Origin of the sequence: Clostridium sp. C105KSO13, assembly GCF_001517425.1 — a bacterium.
GTDB lineage: Bacteria > Bacillota > Clostridia > Lachnospirales > Lachnospiraceae > Muricomes.
The window spans coordinates 98,970-122,834 of record NZ_FBWL01000167.1 but is presented as its reverse complement, the minus strand read 5'-3'; the positions used below and the strand labels follow the sequence as shown (position 1 = coordinate 122,834).

17 protein-coding genes are annotated in these 23,865 nt (G+C 43.4%); 1 reads left to right on the top strand and 16 read right to left on the bottom strand.

The window, feature by feature from the left end; genetic code table 11:
• Positions 1–62 precede the first annotated feature (62 nt).
• From era to glpK, 3 genes are all read right to left on the bottom strand, one after another.
• A complete protein-coding gene (gene era / locus BN3456_RS10195; protein ID WP_089984037.1) occupies positions 63–962 on the bottom strand; it encodes a GTPase Era in 900 nt (299 codons plus the stop codon).
• A 9-nt stretch (positions 963–971) separates the two neighbouring features.
• Entirely contained in the window at positions 972–3,899 is a 2,928-nt protein-coding gene (locus BN3456_RS10190) for an insulinase family protein (RefSeq protein WP_089984036.1), read from the bottom strand.
• Between the two features lie 164 nt (positions 3,900–4,063).
• Positions 4,064–5,566, bottom strand: a complete 1,503-nt coding sequence (gene glpK / locus BN3456_RS10185) for a glycerol kinase GlpK (RefSeq protein ID WP_089984035.1) — start codon at positions 5,564–5,566, stop codon at positions 4,064–4,066.
• A 211-nt stretch (positions 5,567–5,777) separates the two neighbouring features.
• Between glpK and BN3456_RS10180 the strand changes: the two genes are divergently transcribed.
• Positions 5,778–6,701, top strand: coding sequence for a magnesium transporter CorA family protein (locus tag BN3456_RS10180; protein ID WP_176699169.1), 924 nt, complete (start codon positions 5,778–5,780; stop codon positions 6,699–6,701).
• A gap of 88 nt (positions 6,702–6,789) precedes the next feature.
• Here the strand turns inward: BN3456_RS10180 and BN3456_RS10175 are convergent, their stop codons facing one another.
• The 13 genes from BN3456_RS10175 to rsmB all read right to left on the bottom strand — a co-directional run bounded on the left by BN3456_RS10175 (position 6,790) and on the right by rsmB (position 23,857).
• On the bottom strand, positions 6,790–7,305 hold the full coding sequence (locus BN3456_RS10175; protein WP_089984033.1) for a hypothetical protein: 516 nt from the start codon (positions 7,303–7,305) through the stop codon (positions 6,790–6,792).
• Between the two features lie 65 nt (positions 7,306–7,370).
• Positions 7,371–7,886 carry a hypothetical protein gene (locus BN3456_RS10170; protein ID WP_089984032.1) on the bottom strand — a complete coding sequence of 172 codons (516 nt, stop codon included), beginning with the start codon at positions 7,884–7,886 and terminating at the stop codon, positions 7,371–7,373.
• 430 nt (positions 7,887–8,316) lie between these two features.
• Positions 8,317–11,862: a pyruvate:ferredoxin (flavodoxin) oxidoreductase gene (nifJ, locus tag BN3456_RS10165; RefSeq protein WP_089984031.1), complete on the bottom strand. Its 3,546-nt coding sequence runs from the start codon at positions 11,860–11,862 to the stop codon at positions 8,317–8,319.
• Between the two features lie 198 nt (positions 11,863–12,060).
• Positions 12,061–14,160, bottom strand: coding sequence for a sodium-translocating pyrophosphatase (locus BN3456_RS10160; protein ID WP_347458039.1), 2,100 nt, complete (start codon positions 14,158–14,160; stop codon positions 12,061–12,063).
• A 125-nt stretch (positions 14,161–14,285) separates the two neighbouring features.
• Positions 14,286–15,140: a prolipoprotein diacylglyceryl transferase gene (lgt, locus tag BN3456_RS10155; protein ID WP_089984030.1), complete on the bottom strand. Its 855-nt coding sequence runs from the start codon at positions 15,138–15,140 to the stop codon at positions 14,286–14,288.
• 37 nt (positions 15,141–15,177) lie between these two features.
• Entirely contained in the window at positions 15,178–16,275 is a 1,098-nt protein-coding gene (ychF, locus tag BN3456_RS10150; RefSeq protein ID WP_089984029.1) for a redox-regulated ATPase YchF, read from the bottom strand.
• A gap of 34 nt (positions 16,276–16,309) precedes the next feature.
• Positions 16,310–16,963, bottom strand: a complete 654-nt coding sequence (locus BN3456_RS10145; RefSeq protein ID WP_089984028.1) for a thiamine diphosphokinase — start codon at positions 16,961–16,963, stop codon at positions 16,310–16,312.
• On the bottom strand, positions 16,956–17,618 hold the full coding sequence (gene rpe, locus BN3456_RS10140) for a ribulose-phosphate 3-epimerase (protein WP_089984027.1): 663 nt from the start codon (positions 17,616–17,618) through the stop codon (positions 16,956–16,958). The genes BN3456_RS10145 and rpe overlap by 8 nt, the downstream gene beginning before the upstream one ends.
• A gap of 4 nt (positions 17,619–17,622) precedes the next feature.
• Positions 17,623–18,501, bottom strand: a complete 879-nt coding sequence (gene rsgA / locus BN3456_RS10135) for a ribosome small subunit-dependent GTPase A (RefSeq protein WP_089984026.1) — start codon at positions 18,499–18,501, stop codon at positions 17,623–17,625.
• 130 nt (positions 18,502–18,631) lie between these two features.
• Positions 18,632–20,713 carry a Stk1 family PASTA domain-containing Ser/Thr kinase gene (gene pknB, locus BN3456_RS10130; protein ID WP_089984025.1) on the bottom strand — a complete coding sequence of 694 codons (2,082 nt, stop codon included), beginning with the start codon at positions 20,711–20,713 and terminating at the stop codon, positions 18,632–18,634.
• On the bottom strand, positions 20,707–21,450 hold the full coding sequence (locus BN3456_RS10125; RefSeq protein ID WP_089984024.1) for a Stp1/IreP family PP2C-type Ser/Thr phosphatase: 744 nt from the start codon (positions 21,448–21,450) through the stop codon (positions 20,707–20,709). The genes pknB and BN3456_RS10125 overlap by 7 nt, the downstream gene beginning before the upstream one ends.
• 11 nt (positions 21,451–21,461) lie before the next feature.
• Positions 21,462–22,502, bottom strand: coding sequence for a 23S rRNA (adenine(2503)-C(2))-methyltransferase RlmN (gene rlmN / locus BN3456_RS10120; RefSeq protein ID WP_089984023.1), 1,041 nt, complete (start codon positions 22,500–22,502; stop codon positions 21,462–21,464).
• On the bottom strand, positions 22,502–23,857 hold the full coding sequence (gene rsmB, locus BN3456_RS10115; RefSeq protein ID WP_089984022.1) for a 16S rRNA (cytosine(967)-C(5))-methyltransferase RsmB: 1,356 nt from the start codon (positions 23,855–23,857) through the stop codon (positions 22,502–22,504). Before rsmB ends, rlmN begins: the two co-directional genes overlap by 1 nt.
• Positions 23,858–23,865 lie beyond the last annotated feature (8 nt).

Here is a 23,865-nt window from a genome sequence, read left to right as displayed (position 1 = left end):
ATACCTCGTAAAATCTACCAGTAGATTTTTATCAAAATGCCTTGACAAACTGATTCTGGGCCTTATATCTTTTCTTCCCTGTACCCAAAATTTTTCATCAAAAAGTCACTATCACGCCAGTTTTTCTGTACCTTTACCCACAGTTTCAGATTTACTCTGCAGTCAAGGAACTTTTCTATTTCATAGCGGGCAGTACTTCCGATCTTTTTTAGCATACCCCCCTGCTTTCCGATAATAATCCCTTTATGGGAATCTCTTTCACAGATGATTGTGGCATCAATATGCATAACTTTTTTCTGCATTTTCATGCTGTCTATAGCTACAGCGATTCCGTGGGGAATCTCCTCCTGGAGACAATACAGAGCCTTTTCACGAATCAGCTCCGCCACAATCTGGCGCTCAGGCTGATCAGTGATGGTGTCCTCATGGTAAAACTGTGGCCCGTAAGGAAGGTACTGGAAAATCACTTTTATAAGTTCATCGGTGTTATCCCCGCTTCTAGCTGATACTGGCACAATGGCGGCAAAATCATAGACCTTTCGGTATGCATCTATGGAAGGCAGAATTTCTTCTCTTTTCACCATGTCAATTTTATTTATTACGAGAACAACCGGGGTCTGGACTTTCTGCAACCTCTGGGTAATATGCTGCTCTCCAGCCCCTATAAATGTGGACGGCTCTACCAGCCATAAGATTACATCCACTTCATTGAGCGTCTTCTCCGCAACATTCACCATATATGTGCCAAGCTTATTCTTTGCTTTATGAATGCCGGGTGTATCCACAAACACAATCTGCCCCTCTTCTGTTGTAAAAACTGTCTGAATACGGTTTCTTGTAGTCTGGGGCTTATTTGATGTAATCGCGATTTTCTGCCCAATCAAATGATTCATCAAAGTAGACTTGCCCACATTTGGGCGTCCGATTAAGGTAACAAAACCCGATTTATAATTTTCTTCCATTCATCCTCCTTAGAATAATACCTTTACTTCACCAAACATCTCTTTTTCCTCTTCTATCTTTTCTTCATTTCCGATTACACAAAACTGATTCGCTGAGAGAACTGCTTCTACTACCTTGGAAAGTCTGCGGATATCTTCCTGGTCTGCCTCAAGAATTTCCATACGTTCTTTTTGAATCATTTCTGCCGTCACGTGATTCATGTAAAGATTCATGGATCGGTCTCCCTTGGCTGCGGGGGTCATAGGACGGTCAATATTACTGATTGTTCCAATAATATACTTTGTCATATCTCTCTCGTCGACTGTAAAGTTTTTGAGATAATCTACTATACCTTCGTAAACTTCCATTGTTCTCTTCAGATTCGGATCCCGATAGGAGATAAAATATCCCTCACCAATTCGATTAAAGCTGCTCATGCATCCATATGCACCGCCCTTTACACGGAGATTCTGCCACAGGTAGTCGTAACTTAAAATAACTTTTAGTATTTGCAGAGCACCGTTATATACTGCGCCGTGATCAATGAAATTCCCCACCCTTGCAACATACTGAACCTTGGAGGATGTTTTCAGGCCTTCATTTCTTTTCTTACAGTGTATAACACAGGGTGAATTACCAGTCTTATCTTCTTCATGCAGGGATGTCTTTACCCTTTTAATTTGCTCAAATATAGGTTCCAGCCCTTCTTCCTCTGACGTATAACTGACCATCATGTTATCAGCCCGGAAAATGTTTACTGCAATCTCTTTTAGATTGGATATCAGCTCTTCTTTCCTTTCTTCAAAATTTTCTTCAACATCTTTTACAAGCTGATAAAACCCGATTCCATCCGTATCATCCTTGAATTTGGCCAGGGGGGAGTCGTAGGATAACGCGCGCAGGGCAGCTGTTGTATGGCCAGATGACTGAAAGCCCATCTGAAGCCGGGATTTCAACATAGAAAGGATCTCTTTCAAACGCTTCACATCCTCCAGCTTTGTTTCCATCATAATCTCACGCATCATTGTAAACATCACATCTATCTTTGGATACAGGGCTTTCCCTTTAATTTCAAAAGTAGTCCGGAACTCTTTTTCTTTTACTTTCGTCACATCGGCATACAGCTCCAGAGAGGAACCGATTCCTCCGGTATGGACATTGATTTCATTGAAAAGATCGCCATATTCATAGTTTGTCGTATCAATCAGCCCCAATACAGATTGCAGCAATCCAGCGTAAGGGAGCTTTTCCTCCGGAACTTCGGACAAATCAAACATCAATGTAACATATCCGATACCGTTTGTATTCACATTGTGGTGCAGCAGCTTGATGCCGTCCACTTCTTTTTCTTCATTGTATATGGGTGCAATCTCCCTTGAAATATCCTCTCTGTTGAGAACGGGTATCTTTTCAAGTTCTTCTTTCGGTGATTCCTCTTCCTGATAAGCCAGCAGCTTTTCTGTATCTTTTATCAGCTTGTCAATTTCCTCTGAGCTTAAACTTTCCTTATATTTCTGTAATTTTTCGTCCAGCTCTTTATCCAGCCGTACTGTGCGTCCTTTTTCCGGTTTTACAACAACTATGGAGGCATGTGTATTATCAAGAATATAGGTCTGAATCAGGGATTCAAAATAAGCTGTACCGATCTGAGCCTTCAGAAACTCAAAGGTAGGAATCGCCTGCATATGAATAAATGGCTTGTTCTCATCGTAAAGCCAGCTGTCAAATATCTGGAGTCCATACATTAGCCCCTTTGGAAAGTTACCGAAATCTGCTTCCCTGAACCGGAACTCGTAATAATTGATTCCAGCTTCCAATGCCTTCTTGTCCATTCCATTCTTCACAATATCTTTCAATGTATCTTCTATTACAGAAATGAACTTCTCTTTCTGCTCTAAATTTGCATTCTTTGCAACAACAGAGAAAATAGGCTGGTAAATTCCATTGTCATAGGAACCCATAATATCCTTACCGATTCCTGCATCCACCAGGGCTTTCTTCAGCGGTGCCCCCGGAGCCGACAAAAGTGCATAATCCAGTATTTCAAATGCCAAATAGAGCTTTTCATCAAGGCTTGTTCCAATCACTTTGTTGTAAGAGAGATACGTATTGTCCTCTTCTGTTTCCTCACTTGAAATAGAATACTCCATCTCAAATTCTTTCACACGGTCAAAGGGCCTCTGATATCCAATCTCCGAATTCACTTCAATCTTCTCAAACGAACTTAAATACTCCTTGTCCAGCCAGTTCAGCTTTTCTTCCATATCCATATTGCCATAGAGATAAATATAGCTGTTGGACGGGTGATAGTATTTTCTGTGGAAATTCAGAAATTGCTCGTACGTCAGCTCCGGAATCACCTCCGGGTCTCCTCCCGATTCATTTGCATAGGTAGTGTCCGGAAAAAGAGAATTCAGAATCATCCGGTCCAGCACTCCCTCCGGTGATGAAAATGCTCCCTTCATCTCATTATAGACGACACCGTTGTACTCCAGTCTGCCATCTGCTGAATCCAGCTTGTAGCTCCAGCCTTCCTGGCGGAAAATCTCTTCATACCGGTATATATTAGGGTAAAATACTGCATCCATATATACATGCATCAGATTCTGGAAATCCGTGTCATTGCAGCTTGCAATCGGGTAGACAGTTTTATCAGGATAGGTCATAGCATTCAAAAAAGTATTCAAGGAACCCTTTACAAGTTCTACAAAAGGATCTTTGACTGGGAAGTCCTTTGAGCCACACAGTACAGAATGCTCCATAATATGTGGCACTCCGGTGCTGTCAGTCGTCGGAGTCCTAAAACCGATTGAAAAAACTTTGTTATCATCGTCATTTTCCATCAGCAGAACACGAGCTCCGCTCTTTTTATGTCTCAGCAGATATCCTTTTGAATTTAAATCGGATAAGTCTTCTTTTTGTATCATCTCATATGTCTTCAAATCAAAAATTTCCATACATTACCTCTCCTTCATACGATTTCCTCATTATACCATAAATACTAAGCTCGTAAGTACCTCGCTAAGTGCTTAGGTATATGTCTTTCTAGGCTCGCAAATACCTCGCCAAGTAAGAGCATTATACCATAAATACCCTTCACAATAAAAGGGGCTGTATTTATTTAGTCTTCTTTGTCTTTTGCCCAGTCATAAGAATATCTTACTGCTTTGTTCCAGCCTTTTATCCTCTTGGTTCTTGCCGTGTCCCCGATCTCAGGTCTGAAGGTCCGATCCACAGCCCAGTTTTTTGCAATTTCTTCCTTGTTTTTCCAATACCCCACAGCAAGTCCTGCCAGGTATGCCGCTCCCATAGCCGTAGTCTCCACACACTGAGGTCTCGCCACAGGAACATTGCTGATATCAGCCTGCGTCTGCATAAGGAAATTATTTGCGCTGGCTCCGCCGTCCACCTTCAGTATGGATATCTCTTTCCCCAGATCTGCTTTCATGGCATCCATTACATCATTCACCTGATAAGCAATGGATTCCAGCGTGGCACGTATGATATGGTTCTTATTGACTCCCCTTGTCAGCCCCAGGACAGTTCCCCTGGCATACTGATCCCAATAGGGAGCGCCCAAACCTGTAAATGCAGGAACGACATAACAGCCATTTGTATCTTTTACTTTCTGAGCCATATATTCCGATACCTGTGCAGAATCAATCAGTTTCAATTCATCCCGCAGCCACTGTACGGCAGCTCCCGCTACAAATACGGAACCTTCCAGTGCATAGTTTACCCTGTCGTCCAGTCCCCATGCAATAGTGGTTACAAGGCCGTTTTCAGAAAAAACCGGCTTTTCCCCTGTATTCATTAAAAGGAAACACCCAGTTCCGTATGTATTTTTTGCTTCTCCTTCCTGGAAACAGGTTTGTCCAAACAAAGCTGCTTGCTGATCTCCCGCTGCCCCGGCAATGGGAATCGGCGCTCCAAAAAAGCTCACATCCGCTTCACCGTAAATACAACTGCAGAGTTTTGCTTCAGGAAGCATACTAATGGGAATGTCCAGCTCCTCCAAAATTTCTTCATCCCAGTTTAAAGTATTAATATTAAACATCATCGTTCTGGAGGCATTGGAATAATCTGTCACATGCACATTTCCTTTGGTCAATTTCCAGATCAGCCAGGTCTCTACCGTACCAAACAAAAGTTCTCCGCGCCGGGCCCGCTGCCTTGCTCCCTCAACATGATCCAGTATCCATTTTACCTTTGTCCCGGAAAAATATGCATCAATAACAAGTCCCGTTTTACGGCGGAACTTGTCCGTCAGTCCCTTCGACTTCAATTCGTCACAATACTCTGACGTACGGCGGCATTGCCATACAATAGCATGGTAGACAGGTTCCCCTGAATTCTTGTCCCATACGACTGCCGTCTCCCGCTGGTTCGTAATTCCAATAGATGCAATATCTGCCGCAGTGGCATTGATATTTTCCATGGCCTGCCACGCTACCTCCAGCTGGCTGGACCAGATTTCCTCTGCATCATGTTCCACCCAGCCCGGTTTAGGGAAATACTGGGTGAACTCTTTCTGAGCCATGCTGCACATTTCGCCCTTTTCATTAAAAAGAATACACCTGTTGCTGGTTGTCCCGGAATCCAGCGCCATTACATATTTTGCCATAATTACCTCCCTGTCACCACAATTATTCTTACTATACCACAAAATGTACCCTCATTATACATCTCTCTCCAAAATTTGTTAATAGTCCCATACAATCGAGTTGATGGGTAAACTGTTACCTGAAAACAGTATTTTTACTAAATTGGGGTTGAAAATTTAAGGACACGTGGATATGATAATAGTAAATTCACAGAAAAGGATGTTTTATATTATGATAAGATATTTTCTGAAAGAAAAATTAATTTCTCTTCCGGTATCTGCCAAACTACCAGAAAAATGCGGGGCTATTACAGTCCTGACTTCTGATGAGTATGATCAGCAATTCCGGGGGACAGAACATTACCGTATGCTTAAGGCCAGCCTTTCTCATATTCACTATTGCAAAGCCGACGTAATGAATGGTCTTACAATCGGCACCCTTTCGATTCCCCCCAGGGGAAAACAACAGAAAGGCTTTTCTTCATTTGTCTTTTATATGACAGATTCTGAATTAATATTTGTCGATGAACATAATTTTATTCCTCCAATCCTAAAGCAAATGGAAGATTATCCTTTGTCAGACGCAAGATCGATTGCTCACTTTTTTCTTGCTTTTCTACAATATCTGATTAAGGACGATGTTTTTTTTCTTCAACATTTTGAGGAAATGCTCACCCACCTGGAGGAAGACATCCTGAAAAAGAACGATTCTTCTTTTAACCGCAGAATATTGCTGATAAGAAAAGAACTGGCTGCCCTTGGAGCTTTTTATGAACAGCTCCAGGATATGGGGGAAGACCTGGAGGAAGGTCCGCTTTCTAAAACAAAAGAATCCGCCGCCCCCTTGTTTGGTCTGTTCACAGCCAAAGCCGAACGGCTATATTCAAACGTGCAGATGCTCAAGGAATATTCCATGCAATTAAGGGAAATGCACCAGACTCAGGTTGACATGCATCAGAACCAGATTATGAAATTTCTAACAATCGTCACCACAATCTTCATGCCCCTGTCTCTCATTGCCGGATGGTACGGCATGAACTTTACACATATGCCAGAGCTCGACTCGCCATATGGTTACATCATCATTTGTGTCTTAAGTCTCCTGATTGTACTGGTGGAAATCTGGCTGTTTAAAATAAAAAATTGGTTTAATTAACTCCTTTTAGATGCAAAGATAGGGCACTGAAAACAGAGAACCATTCCTCTATTTCGCAGAGCCCCATCTTTTTAAATTGCTGTTTTCCCTAAAAATCGCCTATATCTGTCAGCTGTAACCAATTAATTTTCTTATCCTTCATCTGCACTTTGCCAGAAATCATAGTATCCTTTTCCTGAGAATCTTTTGTTATTTTCACGTATGCTGTAAAAGTGTATCCGTTACTTTCCTTTTTCACCTCAACCCTTGACGCTTTATAGTCTTCATAGTTCATTTCGAGATTAAGTGATATAGTAGAATACTTTATAAAATCGTCTATTGCCTGATCATTTAAATATTTTCCATAGTACTCTTTTAAGACTTTTTTGGAATCTTTGGCTGCACTAGAGCTTGTATCTTCGTCATTCTCATTTGTACCAATATGAGTTGCATTTTCTTTCAGTTCATTATACATACGGGTGTTGCTTTCTGACTTAGTGAACCATTGACTCACAAAATCTTTAATCTGCTTAGTATCTCTGGGCAGGACAAAATAAATACCCACTCCGATTATTGCTATAATACAAATTGTTATGATTATTCTGAATATATTGGTTTTCGGCATGATTTATATCCTCCTGGAAATATAAAGCAACTGTACTAAGAAATCACCTGTATCTAAATTATCGTTTATAAAAATTGAAAACTTTCAAAAAATGGATCCGTCTTCCAATTACTAGAAAACCAAAGGCTATCTGTATACATTATTGTATAAGTAGTCACATCATACGGATAATTTACATATCCATAATATCCCAAATAGTTACTTTGATAGGGAACATTTTCACTAATGATTACATCACCACAATATGTACACTGTGTGCAATGCCCACCCTGAATTTTACGGACACCATCCACATAAACATCACCAAATCCGCGCGCGACCATTTGATGTTTACCACCGAAAACAGGACAAGGAATATACAAAGGTTCTGGGGATACATTCGCTGTTGGAGTTGTAAGCATGAGTCCATTTTCATCCACAAGTGCTTCATTAGGTTGTAAAAATCGACCAGTCTCATTGTACTCCTCAATCGTTTTGAACTTAACTCCCTTTCCTTGTGTTTCATCATGTGCAAAAGTAGTTATGCTAAAGCCAAAAACTAAACATAACATAATTGTAAAGCTAATTAATCTCCGTCTCACATTATCACATCCTCTCTTTTGTTAAAAGCATTCTACTAATTTCTCAAAATCAATCCCCTATTTGATAATAATATAACATATGTATGTAAAAAAGTAAACATAACTTAAATATTATTTCTATTATTTCAAAAAATTTTAATCTAAATATAGATTTAACTATTATTTTAAAATTATTCCTATAGCTTATCTTTTATGAAATGGATTTACCAATACGGCTTAATTGTAAGCTATACTTTTGAGTCAAAATATAGAATACTGATGCCAATTTCTGATTTCTCAACATAAATAAAAAATATCCCCATATAGGAACTATTCTATCTCCTATATGAGGATAATATTTCGTTACGTTTAGTTGGGGGCCTAAATTTTAAAGGCCTTTTTACAGCTCCACCTACATAGGGGCGGATTTACTACTTTTGCAACAGCCTTCTTACTCTTCGTCTCCGTAAAGTGTTACAAGTTTCTGCAAATATGCATATTTTTCTTTCGCTATCTTCTCATTCTGAGTGAAGAGATTTTCAGCTTTTTCAGGATTTGCTCTCTTGAGAGCGTTGTAACGAACTTCTCCGTTAAGGAATTCCTGATAATTCTCCATCTTAGGTTCTTTGCTGTCAAGGAAGAACTTATTGCCTTCTGCATCCGGATTAAATCTGAAGTTATTCCAGTATCCGCATTGTACAGCCAGCTGCTCTTCTGTCTGTGCCTTGCCCATACCTGACTTAATACCATGGTTGATACATGGAGAGTAAGCAATAATCACAGATGGTCCAGGATAAGCCTCAGCTTCTGTAATAGCCTTTACAGTCTGGTTGTAATCTGCACCCATAGCAATCTGAGCCACATATACATAGCCATAGCTCATAGCGATTCCCGCAAGGTCTTTCTTTCTGGTCTCTTTACCGCCTGCAGCAAACTGTGCTGTAGCTCCCAGATTTGTAGATTTGGAGGACTGTCCGCCTGTGTTGGAATAAACCTCTGTATCGAATACCATAATGTTGATATCTTCACCACTTGCAATCACATGGTCAAGACCGCCGAATCCAATATCATAAGCCCAGCCGTCACCACCGAATATCCACTGAGATTTCTTTGCAAGAAAATCTTTTGCTTTCAGCAGTTCTTTTTTATTTTCATTATCACAGTCACAAGCTTCCAATGCTGTTACCAGTTTATCCGTGGCTGTTCCGTTTGCAGCTCCTGATCTGAATGTATCCAGATATTCCTGTGCCGCAGCTTTTACATCCTCATTGCCTGAATTTTCAACAAGGTTCTCAACATAACCTTTCATTCTGCCTCTGATCGTGTTCTGCGCAAGCAGCATACCATATCCGAATTCAGCGTTATCTTCAAACAGAGAGTTAGACCATGCCGGTCCCTTGCCTGCCGCAGTTACAGTGTATGGTGTAGACGGTGAGGAGTTACCCCAGATGGATGAGCATCCTGTTGCGTTGGCAATATACATTCTGTCACCAAACAGCTGTGTAACCAATCTTGCATAAGGTGTCTCACCACAGCCTGCACACGCTCCGGAGAACTCAAGCAGCGGCTGTCTGAACTGGCTTCCCTTTACTGTAGTTACTTTAAATTTATCAACGACTTCCGGTTTTACAGGAAGCTGTCTTGCGTAATCGAAATACTTCTGACGTCCCACGTTTTCTTCCATGTTCTCAAGAACAAGAGCTTTCTCGCCCTTCTTTCCGGGACATACGTTAGCACATGAGCCGCATCCTGTACAATCATAAGCAGATACCACGATTGAGAATTTCATGTTAGGCATAGCAATCATGTCTAATGTATCCATTCCCTCAGGTCTGTTGGCAGCTTCTTCTTCTGTCATTGCAACCGGACGGATAACTGCATGAGGGCAGACATATGCACAGCGGTTACACTGGATACAGTTCTCTGGTTTCCAAATCGGAATATCTACTGCAATACCGCGCTTCTCGAAAGCGGCAGTTCCGGATGGTGTGGAGCCGTCTGCATAATCAGTAAATGCGGATACGGGAAGTGAATTTCCTTCCTGAGCATTTACTTTCGCTTGAATATTCTTAACAAAATCAGTGACATCCTTACCTGCTTCGTGGCCTACATGAGGTGTTGCAAGGCCCTCTTCGGCAGCACTCTTCCAGCTGTCAGGAACTTTAACTTCCACAACTTTCTTAGCGCCTGCGTCGATGGCTTCATAGTTCATCTGTACAATCTTGTCACCTTTTCTTCCGTAGGTAGCTTTTGCAGCTTCCTTCATCAGAGTAATTGCCTCTTCCTCCGGAATAATAGCAGCAAGTTTAAAGAATGCAGACTGCAGAATTGTATTGATACGTCCGCCAAGTCCGATTTCTTTGCCAAGTGCAATACCATCGATTGTGTAGAATTTAATATCGTGGTTAGCAATATAAGCCTTTACCTGTCCGGGTAAATGCTTCTCAAGACCTTCCATGTCCCAGGAACAGTTCAAAAGGAAAGTTCCTCCGTCCACCAACTCCTGCACCATGTTATATCTGTCAATATAAGACGGATTGTGGCATGCCACAAAATTAGCCTGGGTAATCAGGTATGTGGATTTGATTGGCTTCTTTCCAAAGCGTAAGTGAGACATAGTGATACCGCCAGACTTCTTGGAATCATAATCAAAATATGCCTGTGCATACATGTCTGTGTTATCGCCGATAATCTTGATGGAGTTCTTATTGGCACCTACAGTACCATCTGCTCCAAGTCCCCAGAACTTACAATTAATTGTTCCTTCCGGAGTAGTGACAAGGGGTTCCTTCACATCCAGTGACAGATTTGTCACATCGTCTACAATACCGATTGTGAATCTTTTCTTATCTTTATTATTAAATACAGCAACAATCTGTGCCGGAGTTGTATCCTTGGAGCCTAATCCATAGCGTCCTGAGAGTACAGGTACAGCATCAAACTTGCTTCCTTTAAGGGCTGCAACAACATCCAGGTACAATGGTTCTCCGATTGCTCCCGGCTCTTTTGTTCTGTCCAGTACACTGATTGTCTTTGCCGTATCTGGAATAGCGTCGATAAGTGCTTTTGCACAGAATGGTCTGTAAAGACGGACTTTTACAACACCGACCTTCTCGCCTGCTGCACGCAGATAATCAATAGTCTCCTCAATTGTATCACAGGCAGAACCCATGGCAACAATGACTCTCTCTGCATCCGGTGCTCCGTAGTAATTGAATAATTTATAATCTGTACCGATCTTTTCATTAACCTTGTCCATGTACTTCTGGACAACTCCTGGAAGAGCGTCATAATATGAATTGCTTGCTTCTCTTGCCTGGAAGAAGATGTCCGGATTCTGAGCAGAACCTCTGAGACATGGATGATTTGGGTTCAGGGCATGTGCACGGAATTCATCGATAGAGTCCATATTCACTAAATCTTTCAGGTCTTCATACTCCCAGGTCTCAATCTTCTGAATCTCATGAGATGTTCTGAATCCGTCGAAGAAGTTGATGAATGGGAGCTTACCTTCTAAGGCTGCGCAGTGAGCAACCGGTGCGAGATCCATTACTTCCTGGACACTGGATTCACAGAGCATAGCAGCACCAGTCTGACGACATGCGTAAATGTCGGAATGATCTCCGAAAATAGAAAGAGCATGGCTGGCAATTGCACGTGCAGATACATGGAATACACCCGGTAATTGTTCACCTGCTACTTTATATATGTTTGGAATCATCAGAAGCAATCCCTGAGATGCCGTAAATGTGGTCGTTAAAGCTCCGGCTGATAATGAGCCATGTACAGCTCCTGCTGCCCCTGCCTCAGACTGCATCTCTGTCACCTTAACAGTTTGTCCAAAAATATTCTCTCTTCCTTCTGTTGCCCACTCATCAATATGTTCTGGCATAACGGATGATGGGGTGATCGGGTAAATTGCAGCTACTTCAGTATATGCATAAGCAACATGAGCCGCAGCCTGATTACCGTCCATGGTCTTCATTTTTCTTGCCATATCTTATTCCTCCTTATAAATACGTTGTACAGTTATTTTATCACGTGTCCCTTTATTATATCCCTAATAATACCAAAAGTCCATAGAACGCAGATCGATTTTTGTTTATTTTGATGTACAAAAAGACGTATAAGCTCCAAGTCAAATACCCTGCAGCAAGCTGCAGGCAGGGTATTTGATCCTGGTATCATTCAATTATTAAAAAATATGGAAATTCACTACTAAGCCTGCGAACACTATGGAAACCATAGACAACAGTTTAATCAGAATATTGATGGACGGACCTGAGGTATCTTTAAAAGGATCACCTACCGTATCGCCCACAACAGCGGCTTTATGGGCGTCACTTCCTTTACCGCCGTGATTACCACCCTCAATATATTTCTTTGCATTGTCCCATGCACCGCCTGAATTGGCCATGAAAATTGCCATCACGAACCCCGATGCTGTTGCCCCTGTCAAAAGGCCAATCACACCGTTGTAGCCGAGAATCAATCCCGTGACAATGGGTGTAATAATTGCCAGAAGCGTAGGCAAAATCATTTCCTGGAGGCTTGCTTTTGTACAAATGTCAACGCAGGTCTTATAATCTGCTTCTGCTTTTCCCTCCATGAGACCTGAGATTTCCCGGAACTGCCGCCTTACCTCCACAACAATACTCTGGGCGGCCTTTCCTACAGATGACATAGTCAGCGCAGCAAATATGAACGGAAGGCAAGCACCAATAAAGAGTCCCACAAGAACAGCCGGATTCATGACACTCATGTCAAGCTTCACTGAGTCGCCGCCTACCTGCTGCACCTTTTCTACATACGAGGCTATCAGTGCCAGGGCTGTAAGCGCTGCCGATCCGATAGCAAAACCTTTTCCTGTAGCAGCTGTCGTATTCCCCAGTGAGTCCAGAGCATCTGTGCGTGTACGCACCTCTGCATCAAGTCCCGCCATCTCCGCAATTCCGCCGGCATTATCCGCAATCGGGCCATAGGCATCTGTCGCAAGAGTGATGCCAAGAGTGGACAGCATTCCTACTGCCGCGAGAGCGATACCGTATAGTCCTCTTGTGGCATCGACAAAGCCACCCGAAAAGCCATAAGCAGCCATAACACACACCGCAATAATAATAATTGGCAGAGCAGTGGACAGCATCCCCAGACTCAGTCCTCCTATAATAATGGTGGCTGAACCAGTCAGGGACTTCTCTGCCAGATTCTGGGTTGGTTTATATGTATCAGCTGTAAAATATTCTGTTGATCGTCCTATCAGCACACCTGCCAGTAGTCCTGACAGAATTGCAAAATAAATTCCAATAAACTCTTTGCCTAAAGTCACCCATACCAATGGGAATGCGGCTACAGCAATAATAACGGCACTTGTATTTGTTCCTCTTCCAAGGGAATGCAGCAATGTACTCTGACGGGTATCTTCGCCGGTCTTTACCAGAAGAGCCCCAATAATTGAAGCAATCACGCCCAGCGCCGCAAGAAGCATAGGTATTACGACAGCATTTAAACGGTCAACGGATTCAACCTTATTAAATGCAATTACCCCGAGTGCACATGCCGAAACAATGGAACCTACATAGGATTCATATAAATCTGCTCCCATTCCAGCCACATCGCCTACATTGTCGCCTACGTTGTCTGCGATAACCGCAGGGTTTCTCGGATCATCTTCTGGAATCCCTGCTTCTACTTTTCCAACCAGGTCTGCACCTACATCTGCCGCCTTTGTGTAAATTCCCCCGCCGACACGGGCAAATAATGCCATGGATGATGCACCCATACCAAAGGTAATCATTGCACTGGTGATGTCCTCAATAGGAAGTTTGAATACTGCACTTAAAACTAAATACCAGATAGAAATATCCAGAAGCCCCAGGCCTACTACAGTGAATCCCATGACAGAACCGGCGGAAAATGCCACATTCAAACCTTTGTTCAAACCTTTCTGGCAGGCCGCTGCCGTTCTTGCATTCGCCCTGGTGGCAATCTGCATTCCCACAAACCCGGACAACCCGGAAAAAAAACCGCCTGTGATGAATGCAAAAGGTACAAACCATGTAAGAAGTCCTGCCGCCGCCATAATAAGCAGAATACAGAACATTCCCACAAAAAATATAACCAGAATCCGGTACTGGCGCTTCAAGTAAGCCATTGCACCCTCGTGGATGGAAGCAGATATCTTCTTCATTGTATCGCTCCCCGCCGGAAACCTCAGAACCTTTTTTGCCCTGGTATACGCAAAAAGAAGCGCCGCTACCGAGCCAATCAACGTCAAAATTGCCAACATACTGTCCATGATGTCTTCCCTCCATTATCAAATTTTTCCTATTATAATAGTATAACTTTCCAGGGGAAATATCAACAAAAATCAACAAAAGGCACAAAAACAATAAGTAAAGTATAAAAGAACCGTAGTGGTTGTTACCGCTTACGATTCTTTCTGAAATAAATCACCAGTCCGCCGCAAATAATTACAAGTGCACCTGCCAGCAGCTGAGATACCGGAAGCCCAATTTGAGGCAGTAATAGCTGATCTGTTCTTAATCCCTCAATCCAGGCTCTTCCCAACCCATATCCCACAAGGTAAAGCAAGAATAATTCACCCTCGAATTTTTTATGCTTTCTATATAGGAACAGGATAATAAACAATCCGCAGCACCAGAGAGATTCATACAAAAATGTGGGATGCACCTGGATGTAGCTGATTCCATCCAGCACTTGAATATTCGCCCGCATAGTGTCTGTTACATCACTGCTCCTGACTGCGTCCAAAGGAAGCTGCATGGCAAAAAGGCTGTCCGTATATTCTCCGAAAGCTTCCCTGTTAAAAAAGTTTCCCCAGCGTCCCAGCATCTGCCCATTTAAGAGAGCCAGCGCTATGGTATCAAATATCTGAGGAGCTTTTAAATGCTTCACCCATGCACACACAATCACTGTAAGGGCAGCGCCGATCACACCGCCGTAAATTGCCAGCCCCCCTTCCCGCAGATTCAGAATATCCAGCAGGTTGTCCTTATACATATCCCAGGAAAAGGCAACGTAATAGATTCTTGCTCCCAAAATTCCGCAGATGACTCCGATAATCCCCATATCCAGGTAATCTTCAGGATTCTGTCCGGTTCGCTTCGCCTCAGATGTAGCAATCAGAAAACCAATCAGAATTGCACACCCGATAATAATCCCGTAATATGCAATTTCAAATCCAAAGATACTGACGGATTTTCCTACATGCTCCAGATGGACTCCTAAATGCGGAAAGTTAATATTATAATGCATGCCTCACGCTCCTTTCTAATATGCCAATAGTCAGGCATCAAACATTAAATCTAAATAAAATGATATCTCCATCCTGCACCACATAGTCTTTGCCCTCCAGTCTGACAAGCCCTTTCTCTTTTGCCAGCCCATGTGTACCGCACGCCATCAGATCATCATAGCTGACAATTTCCGCCCGTATGAACCCACGTTCAAAATCTGAATGAATCTTCCCGGCTGCCTGGGGCGCTTTTGTTCCCTTCTTAATTGTCCATGCCCGTACCTCCGGCTCACCTGCTGTCAGATAACTGATGAGTCCAAGAAGATGGTAGCTTGCTTTAATCAGTTTTTCCAATCCTGATTCTTCTAAACCTAAATCTTCCAGAAACATTTTCTTTTCATCATCATCCAGCTCTGCTATTTCCTGCTCGATCTGTGCACAGACCACAAAAACCTCACAGCCTTCCTCTTCTGCATATTTGCGGACGGCCTTTACACCTTCATTTGAAGCACCGTCATCAGACAGGTCATCCTCTGCTACATTCGCAGCAAAAATGACCGGCTTTGCGGTCAGCAGATTATAGCTTTCAAGCCAGGTTTGTTCTTCTTCATCATCAGAAGTAAAACTTTTTGCCATTCTGTTCTCTTCCAAATGAACTTTCAAGCGCTGTAAAAGTCCAAGTTCCTTCGCTGCTGTCTTATCATTTTTTGCCACTTTTACTGTCTTTGCAATTCTTCTTTCCAGAATCTCCAGGTCGGAAAAGATCAGTTCAAGGTTAATTGTCTCAATATCCCGCAGTGGATCAATGTTTCCGTCCACATGTACAATATTACTGTCCTCAAAACACCTGACTACATGAACAATAGCATCCACTTCACGAATATTAGCCAGGAACTGGTTCCCCAGGCCTTCCCCTTTGGAGGCACCTTTTACCAAGCCTGCTATATCCACAAACTCAATGGCCGCAGGAACAATCTTTTTTGTGTGGTACATTTCCCCCAGTACGTCCAGACGCTTGTCCGGCACCGTCACGACTCCCACATTAGGGTCGATTGTACAGAAAGGATAATTTGCAGACTCAGCTCCCGCCTTTGTCAGTGAATTAAACAGTGTACTTTTCCCAACATTTGGCAATCCCACAATTCCTAATTTCATTTTCTATATTCTCCTTGTATACACTTTTTGCACCTTAATCTTTGGTTTCCATCAAAATAACTACGCCGAAAGGAAACGAGATTTCCAGTTCATCTCCTACAATTTCGTTGCTGACGCACAGGCTGTCAAAGGGTGTCAGCTCATGATGGCTTAAAGGATACTTTGCACCCTTAAGGTTAAAATTCTCCACAGTACCTGCGAGAGGAAAAACAGAAAAATAAGGGCCGTAAGCCTCCTCCTTCTTCAACACAAAGTCTTCCTTCAGAAGACGTATCCGATTATGCGTATCCATAATTCTCGCATCAGCTCCGGCATCCAAAGCAATCTTTAGTATCTGGACATTTGCCCATATATGATCCACTCTTGTCCCTGTTCCACCCAGAATACATATATTTTGTCTGCGAAGATCCATACACAGTCTCAATGCGATTTCTGTGTCTGTCGCGTCCTTTACAGGGTTAAACTCTCGAACAGGAACCTTTGTCTTCTCTTTGTAATATGCGATGATTTCCTTTGGTACACTATCAAAATCTCCCACAATATAATCCGGCAGGATCTTGTGCTCATAAAGAAAAGCAAGCCCTCTGTCCACCCCGATAATCAATTCTGTATCCTCATCTCTTAGTATACCTGCAGCAAATTCTTCTTCCAGAAGACCTCCGCTGACAATTACTGTACGCTTACTCATTTTCCCTTAAAATCTCCATAAATCCTCTGACATTTTCCCCGATATCTCCGTGAAACACTGCAGAACCTGCTACAATTACATTTGCCCCGGCAGACAGAATTTCTTCTACATTTGTAAGATAAATTCCGCCGTCTACCTCGATATCAGCGCTCAGATTTTTCTCTTCCAGCAATGCTTTCAAGTCTTTTATTCTGTTCAGCGATTCGGGGATAAATGCCTGTCCTCCAAATCCGGGTTCCACACTCATGAGCAGGAGCATCTCCGCCTGATCAAGAATCGGAAGCAGGGCATCCACAGGTGTGCCGGGTTTTATGGAAACCCCCGCCTTCATGCCACAGGAATGAATTTTGTCCAAGGTCGCCTGTATATCCTCACACGCCTCCAGATGTACCGTCAGGAAATCGGCTCCCGCCTCCTGAAATGCTTCCACATAGCGAATGGGCTCTGTAACCATCAGATGCACGTCCATCACCTGCCGGCTCACTCCCTGAATAGATTTGAGCACAGGTATACCAAAAGAAATACTGGGTACAAACATTCCGTCCATGACATCAAAATGAAGATATTCTGCTCCATTATCCGCCGTTTCACGAATCTGCTCACCCAGTACTTTAAAATCCGCCGATAATATGGATGGTGCTAATTTGTTTTTCATCGCTCTAATACCTCTTTCTTTCCTGTAATTCCCGGTACATTTCCAAATAGTCATGATAACGTACTAAATGAATCTTCCCGGCTTCCACAGCTTCTTTAACAAGGCAGCCGGGTTCGTGCACGTGATTACAGCCGTTAAATCTACACTTTCCTTCATAGGGAGCAAACTCCCGGAAATAATATTTTAATTCTTCTTTGTCAAACTCATTGACATATAGAGAACTAAATCCGGGGGTGTCCATAATATAAGAGTTCTCATCTATAGCTATCAACTCCGAATGCCTGGTAGTGTGTTTTCCCCTGCCGATTTTTTCGCTGATACTTCCGGTTTCCATTTGAACCTTTGACTGCAGGAGATTGATTAAAGAAGACTTTCCCACGCCTGAAGGACCGGCAATTACTGTAGTCTTTTCCTTCAGCAGTTTCTTTACTGTTTCCAGGTTTTCCTCTTTCAAGGCGCTGGTAAAGATAACTTCATATCCACAGGTCTGATAGATTTCCCTAATATGGGCCAGCCCAGGCTGTGCGGCAAGGTCTTTCTTATTAAAGCACAGTATTACTGGGATTTCCTTGCTTTCCATCATCACCAGAAATCTATCCAGCAGATTAAAATGTGGTTCCGGGCTGGACACAGCAAAAACAACCAAAGCCTGATCGATGTTTGCTGCGGCGGGACGGATCAGCTCATTCTTTCGTGGCAGAATTTCCACAATATTCCCTTCTTTTTCAATGCCGTCAAGAACTTCGATGTCCACATCGTCTCCCACCAGAGGCTTTATTTTCTCTTTTCTGAAGATCCCCTTCGCCTTGCATTCATAAACACCGGATTCTACTACATGAACGTAGTAGAATCCGGCAATCCCCTTTATGATCTTTCCCTGCATAAATTTGCTGATATCCCCTCTTTTATTATTTCTCGAGCAGCGAGCCAAGCGGAAATGCAAGCATTTCGATTTGACTCTATTATTATCAGTTCCTACCCTTATGTCTGCCAAAATAATTGCCCCAATACGTTCACGGCTCTCCTGTATTCTTACTTGTATCTGCGCCTGAACCGTCTCCGTTTCCACTGCCGTCCTGAGATGAATCCGGTGTCTCACTTACTACAATGTCCACTGTTGTTCCCTTTTCGAGCTGGCTGCCAGGGGCTGCGCTCTGGGAAATCACATAACCTGGCGTAACACTACTGCTTTGATAGGTTACATTTCCCCCAAGACCGACACTTTCCAGAGCCTGTATGGCGGCTTCCTCCGTCATATTTGTAAGTGGCGGAACATCCACCATCTCCACCTTTGGCCCTTTGCTGACTACATAATCAACCGCGGTACCTTTTGTTACCTTTTTATTGGGCTCTGTTCCCTGGCTCATTACAATGCCTGCATCATATTCATCACTGTATTCTTCCGTAACATTGCCCGTTACCAGACCTGCAGCAGACAGTGCTGCATCTGCATCCGCGGCAGCCGATCCCGTCAAAGTGGGGACGGCGGCTTTTTCTACACCCAGACTTACCACCATGGTAACCCTGGAGCCTTCCTCTACTTCAGCTCCTGGGGACGGGCTGGTTGAAATCACCTTGCCCTCAGCTACTGTATCACTGTACTGTGCTTCAGAATCGGCCACCACAAGACCTGCATCTTCAAGAGCCTTCTGCGCTGAAGCCTCATCCTGCCCTACAACATAGGGCACAGGCACTGTCTTTACTTCTGCACCTGTACTGACAACAACATTAATCTGAGAGTTTTTCGCCACCTTTTTCTTTGCAGCAGTCTCCTGGCGGATAATAATTCCCTTATCATACTTGTCGGAAGCTTCTCTTCCCGACACATAATACCCCAGATTCTTCTTGCTCAGGGCAGCTTTTGCTTCCTCTTCTGTCAACCCGACCAGATTAGGTACGGAAACCTTATTATCAGTTTCTGTTTGAACAGAGCCTGGTTTTATCTTAAAAAGCCCTGCTGCCTTTCCTGCCATAAAAAACACTCCGATGGCAATGACAGCTGCCGCTGCAATCATGAGTATCTTCATGATTTTTTTCGTGTTCGGGTCTACATCATCTTGCTTTCTCCGGCTCTCTTCGTCGCCCTCTTCGCTGTCATAATTCTCGCTGTCATAATTCTCGCTGTCATAGTCATAATCGTCATCATCATAATCATCGTAGTCATCATCCGGATCATAGTCCCGATCCTGTACACGAGTCATCTCTTCGGTAGGCATAACAATGGTTGTATCCGTTCCCGAGCTTCGTGAAGGTATACTGACAAAATCCCCATCCGGATTTACCAGTGAACGTTTCAGATCCAAAATCAAATCCTGGCAGTTCAGATATCTGTTCTCCGGAACCTTCTGCGTAGATTTCATGATGATACATTCAAGACTATACGGGATATCCGGCACTTCTTTTGCCGGTGAAATAATTTGTTCCTGCAGATGCTTCAAGGCTACGGTTACTGTAGAGTCTCCGTCAAAAGGTACATGCCCCGTTATCATCTCATACATCGTAACCCCTGCCGAATAGATGTCACTTCTTTCATCCACGACAGCTCCCCTGGCCTGCTCCGGTGAAGTATAGTGAACGGAACCCATGATATTGCCGCTGATGGTTTTAGTGGCCGTAGTGGCCCTTGCAATACCAAAATCTGTTACCTTTACTTTTCCTTCTTTGGATATAATAATGTTCTGAGGCTTGATGTCACGGTGGATGATATGCTGATTATGAGCGGCCTGAATACCTGTCACCATCTGTATAGAAATGCTGATAGTTTCCTTTGCAGTAAGTTTCCCCTTTTTCTCAATATATTCTTTTAAAGTGATCCCTTCAACAAGTTCCATGACCATATAATACAGGCCACGGTCCTGTCCTACATCATAAACATTTACTACATTGGGATGCATCAGACCTGCAGCGGCCTGTGCCTCACTTAAGAATTTCTGTATAAAAACTTCGTCCGTGCGATAATCGCTTTTCAGCACCTTGATTGCCACATACCGATTCAGTTTATGGTCCTTCCCCTTATAAACATCCGCCATTCCACCCGAGCCGATCCTGCTCAATATTTCATAGCGTTTTCCTAAAAATACCCCTTCTTTTAACATTCACTCACCTCATCTGCAAACGGTTCTGTCAACACAAGCCCTATGTTATCTGTACCGCCGTTTTCTTTTGCTGCTTCTACCAGAGACTCTGCTGCTTCCACGATGTCTCTGCCCCCCTGTACTATGTGGAAAAGTTCATCATCCTCCACCATATTGCTTAAACCGTCTGTACACATCAAAATGATGTCTCCCTTTTTCAGACGGTGCTCATAAAAGTCTACTTCTACATTTTCTTTTGCACCGATTGCCCTCGTAATGATGTTCTTGTCCGGGTGATGTTTTGCCTCCTCAGGCTTTATTCCTCCCAGACGCACCATCTCCTCCACCAGTGAATGGTCCTTGGTCAGCTGCATGATACCTTGATTAATAAGATAAAGTCTGCTGTCCCCTACATTCGCAAAATACATCATCTGGTTCACCATAGTGGCTGCCACTACGGTGGTTCCCATTCCCTTAAGGTGGGAATCTTTGGAAGCTACTTTAATAATCTCCCGGTTCGCAGTCTTAATTGCATGGATCAGTGCTTTTTCCACATCCTGCTCCCGGCTCTGTTTCAATTCTCTTTTTAAAACTTCTACTGTGTATTTTGAAGCATAATCACCGGCCTGATGTCCGCCCATACCGTCGGCCACTACAAACAAATTTGGGAGAGGTCCTAAGGGATGATTTGTTGTATAGACATAGTCTTGATTTACTTGTCTTACCATGCCAACATCGGTAATGGAAAATGTCTTCATAGTTTACTCCTTTATTCTTTGTTTGTCTGCACAAACGTACGTCTGAGCTGTCCACAGGCCCCATCGATATCTGCACCCATTTCCCTTCTTATAGTAACATTTATTCCGCGTTTTTCAAGTTTATTTTTGAAATTTAACGCATTTTTCCTGTCAGGGCGCTCAAAAGAACGTTCTTTTATAGGGTTTACAGGTATCAGATTCAGGTGGCAGTTTCTGGGGGCCAATATGCTGATCAGATTTTCTACATCCTCGTTAGTATCGTTGACCCCGTGCACCAGACTGTACTCAAAGGTGACACGCCTCCCGGTTTTCTCGAAGTATTCATCACAAGCCGAAAGTACTTCCTGTAACTCATACCGGTTAGCCACAGGCATGAGGCTGCTGCGTTTTTCCTGTGTGGCCCCATGCAGGGAAAGAGCAAGGGTAATCTGAAGATGTTCCTCTGCCAGCTTAAGTATTCCCGGTACAATCCCACAGGTTGAGACAGTTACATTTCTCTGACTAATATGTAGTCCATGTTCATCTGTCAGCAGACCGATAAACCGCACGAAATTATCATAATTATCCAGAGGTTCTCCTGTTCCCATGATAACAACATTGGAGACCCGCTCCCCTGTCAGCTTCTGCATGTGATAGATCTGTCCCAGCATTTCCGAAGGAGAAAGATTCCTTGACAGACCACCGATAGTGGACGCACAGAAATGACATCCCATCCGGCACCCTGCCTGGGAGGAAATACAGACTGAATTGCCATGCTTATAGCGCATAAGAACGCTTTCTATCACATTTCCGTCATGTAGCCGAAACAAAAATTTATTCGTCCCGTCCAGAGCGGATTCCTGCCGTTCTACAAGCTCCACCGGAAGAATCAGATATTTTTCGTCCAGTTTCTCCCGGAGATTCTTTGATAGGTTTGTCATCTCTTCAAAGCTATCGGCAAGCTTTACGTGAAGCCAGTCGTACACCTGTCCGGCCCGAAACTTCTTCTCGCCCAGGAACTCCATTTCATTTTGCAGTTGTTGATATGTGTATGCGCGAATATCTTTCTTCATTATTTTGCGCCTTTCTTAACCAATCTCGCTATAAAAAACCCGCCACTGTCATGGATCCCTGGCAAAAGCTGGATACAGCCCTCTTCTTGCACAGCTTCCTGAAGCTTAGAACAGACTTTGTCACGTATAGACCCTAAGGTAAAGTCGGGATGCGTCTCCAAAAACCAGCGTACATTGTCCATATTCTCCGCCCGGTTGATCGTACAGGTGCTGTAAATCAGAGTGCCTGACGGCTTCACATACCGGCAAACTACATGGAGTATATCCCGCTGCAGCATGACAAGCTCTTTGGTCTTCTCTTCTGTAATCTTATATTTCAAATCTGTTTTTCGGCCCAGAACCCCCAATCCCGAGCAGGGCAGGTCCGCAATCACAATGTCTGCTTTTTCTACAGAAGACTCATCTAATATAGTCGCATCCTGCACTGCAGCCCCTATATTTATCAGCCCCATCCTGTGCATGTTTTCCCGGATCATCTCTACCTTATATTCTGTCAGATCCCTTGCCTTTACACAGCCGGTTCCTCTTAGCATATCTGCAAGCTGGATTGACTTCCCCCCCGGAGCAGCACACACATCTATAATATGATTACCATCTTTTGGGAAAGCAATTTCCCCCACAAGCATGGAGCTGATGTCCTGTACGGCAAAAAGGCCTTCCCGAAAACTGGAAAGGTCACCCAGATAATCATACCCTGCAATGGAAAAAGCATAAGGCAGATAAGGATGACTTTCGACTGTCACTCCTTCTTTTCTCAGCTTTTGTACCAATTCCTCCGGCGTGATCTGACTTGTGCTGCATCGAATCATCACCGGTTTTTCCTTCTGGAAATCAGCCAGTATTTTTTTCACTGTATCCATATCATATTCGGCCAGCCATTTTTTCAGGATCCACCTAGGCATGGAATATTTGACAGACAGCACATCCACAGGGTCTTGTGGGTATTTGATTGTGTCAAGACCACGGGCTGTACTTCTGAGCACGCCGTTTACAAATCCCTTCAAAGGCCCAAACCCCTTTTTAACTGCAAGCTTCACTGCTTCGTTGCACACTGCGGAATCCGGCACACTGTCCATATATTTTAGCTGATATACAGCACTCCGTAAAATATTTCGGATTGCGGGCTTCATTTTTTTTACCTTTACTTTTGAAAATTGATTCAGGATATAATCAATCTCTATCATATGCTCCAATGTCCCCTCTGTCACTCTTGTGATAAAGGCACGCTCTTTTTTATCCAGATACTGATATTTGCTTAAGGTGTTCCCCAGGGCAATGTGACTGTACACGTCGTGCTCTGTTACATCCAGCAGAATTCCCAGTACAATTTCCCGCTCATTTAAGGGCTTTGTCATTTAATATC

Coding starts and splice junctions, on each gene's coding strand:
- era (WP_089984037.1), bottom strand. CDS start 962: ATGGAAGAAAATTATAAATCGGGTTTTGTTACCTTAATCGGACGCCCA.
- BN3456_RS10190 (WP_089984036.1), bottom strand. CDS start 3,899: ATGGAAATTTTTGATTTGAAGACATATGAGATGATACAAAAAGAAGAC.
- glpK (WP_089984035.1), bottom strand. CDS start 5,566: ATGGCAAAATATGTAATGGCGCTGGATTCCGGGACAACCAGCAACAGG.
- BN3456_RS10180 (WP_176699169.1), top strand. CDS start 5,778: ATGATAAGATATTTTCTGAAAGAAAAATTAATTTCTCTTCCGGTATCT.
- BN3456_RS10175 (WP_089984033.1), bottom strand. CDS start 7,305: ATGCCGAAAACCAATATATTCAGAATAATCATAACAATTTGTATTATA.
- nifJ (WP_089984031.1), bottom strand. CDS start 11,862: ATGGCAAGAAAAATGAAGACCATGGACGGTAATCAGGCTGCGGCTCAT.
- BN3456_RS10160 (WP_347458039.1), bottom strand. CDS start 14,160: ATGGACAGTATGTTGGCAATTTTGACGTTGATTGGCTCGGTAGCGGCG.
- lgt (WP_089984030.1), bottom strand. CDS start 15,140: ATGCATTATAATATTAACTTTCCGCATTTAGGAGTCCATCTGGAGCAT.
- ychF (WP_089984029.1), bottom strand. CDS start 16,275: ATGAAATTAGGAATTGTGGGATTGCCAAATGTTGGGAAAAGTACACTG.
- BN3456_RS10145 (WP_089984028.1), bottom strand. CDS start 16,963: ATGAGTAAGCGTACAGTAATTGTCAGCGGAGGTCTTCTGGAAGAAGAA.
- rpe (WP_089984027.1), bottom strand. CDS start 17,618: ATGAAAAACAAATTAGCACCATCCATATTATCGGCGGATTTTAAAGTA.
- rsgA (WP_089984026.1), bottom strand. CDS start 18,501: ATGCAGGGAAAGATCATAAAGGGGATTGCCGGATTCTACTACGTTCAT.
- pknB (WP_089984025.1), bottom strand. CDS start 20,713: ATGTTAAAAGAAGGGGTATTTTTAGGAAAACGCTATGAAATATTGAGC.
- BN3456_RS10125 (WP_089984024.1), bottom strand. CDS start 21,450: ATGAAGACATTTTCCATTACCGATGTTGGCATGGTAAGACAAGTAAAT.
- rlmN (WP_089984023.1), bottom strand. CDS start 22,502: ATGAAGAAAGATATTCGCGCATACACATATCAACAACTGCAAAATGAA.
- rsmB (WP_089984022.1), bottom strand. CDS start 23,857: ATGACAAAGCCCTTAAATGAGCGGGAAATTGTACTGGGAATTCTGCTG.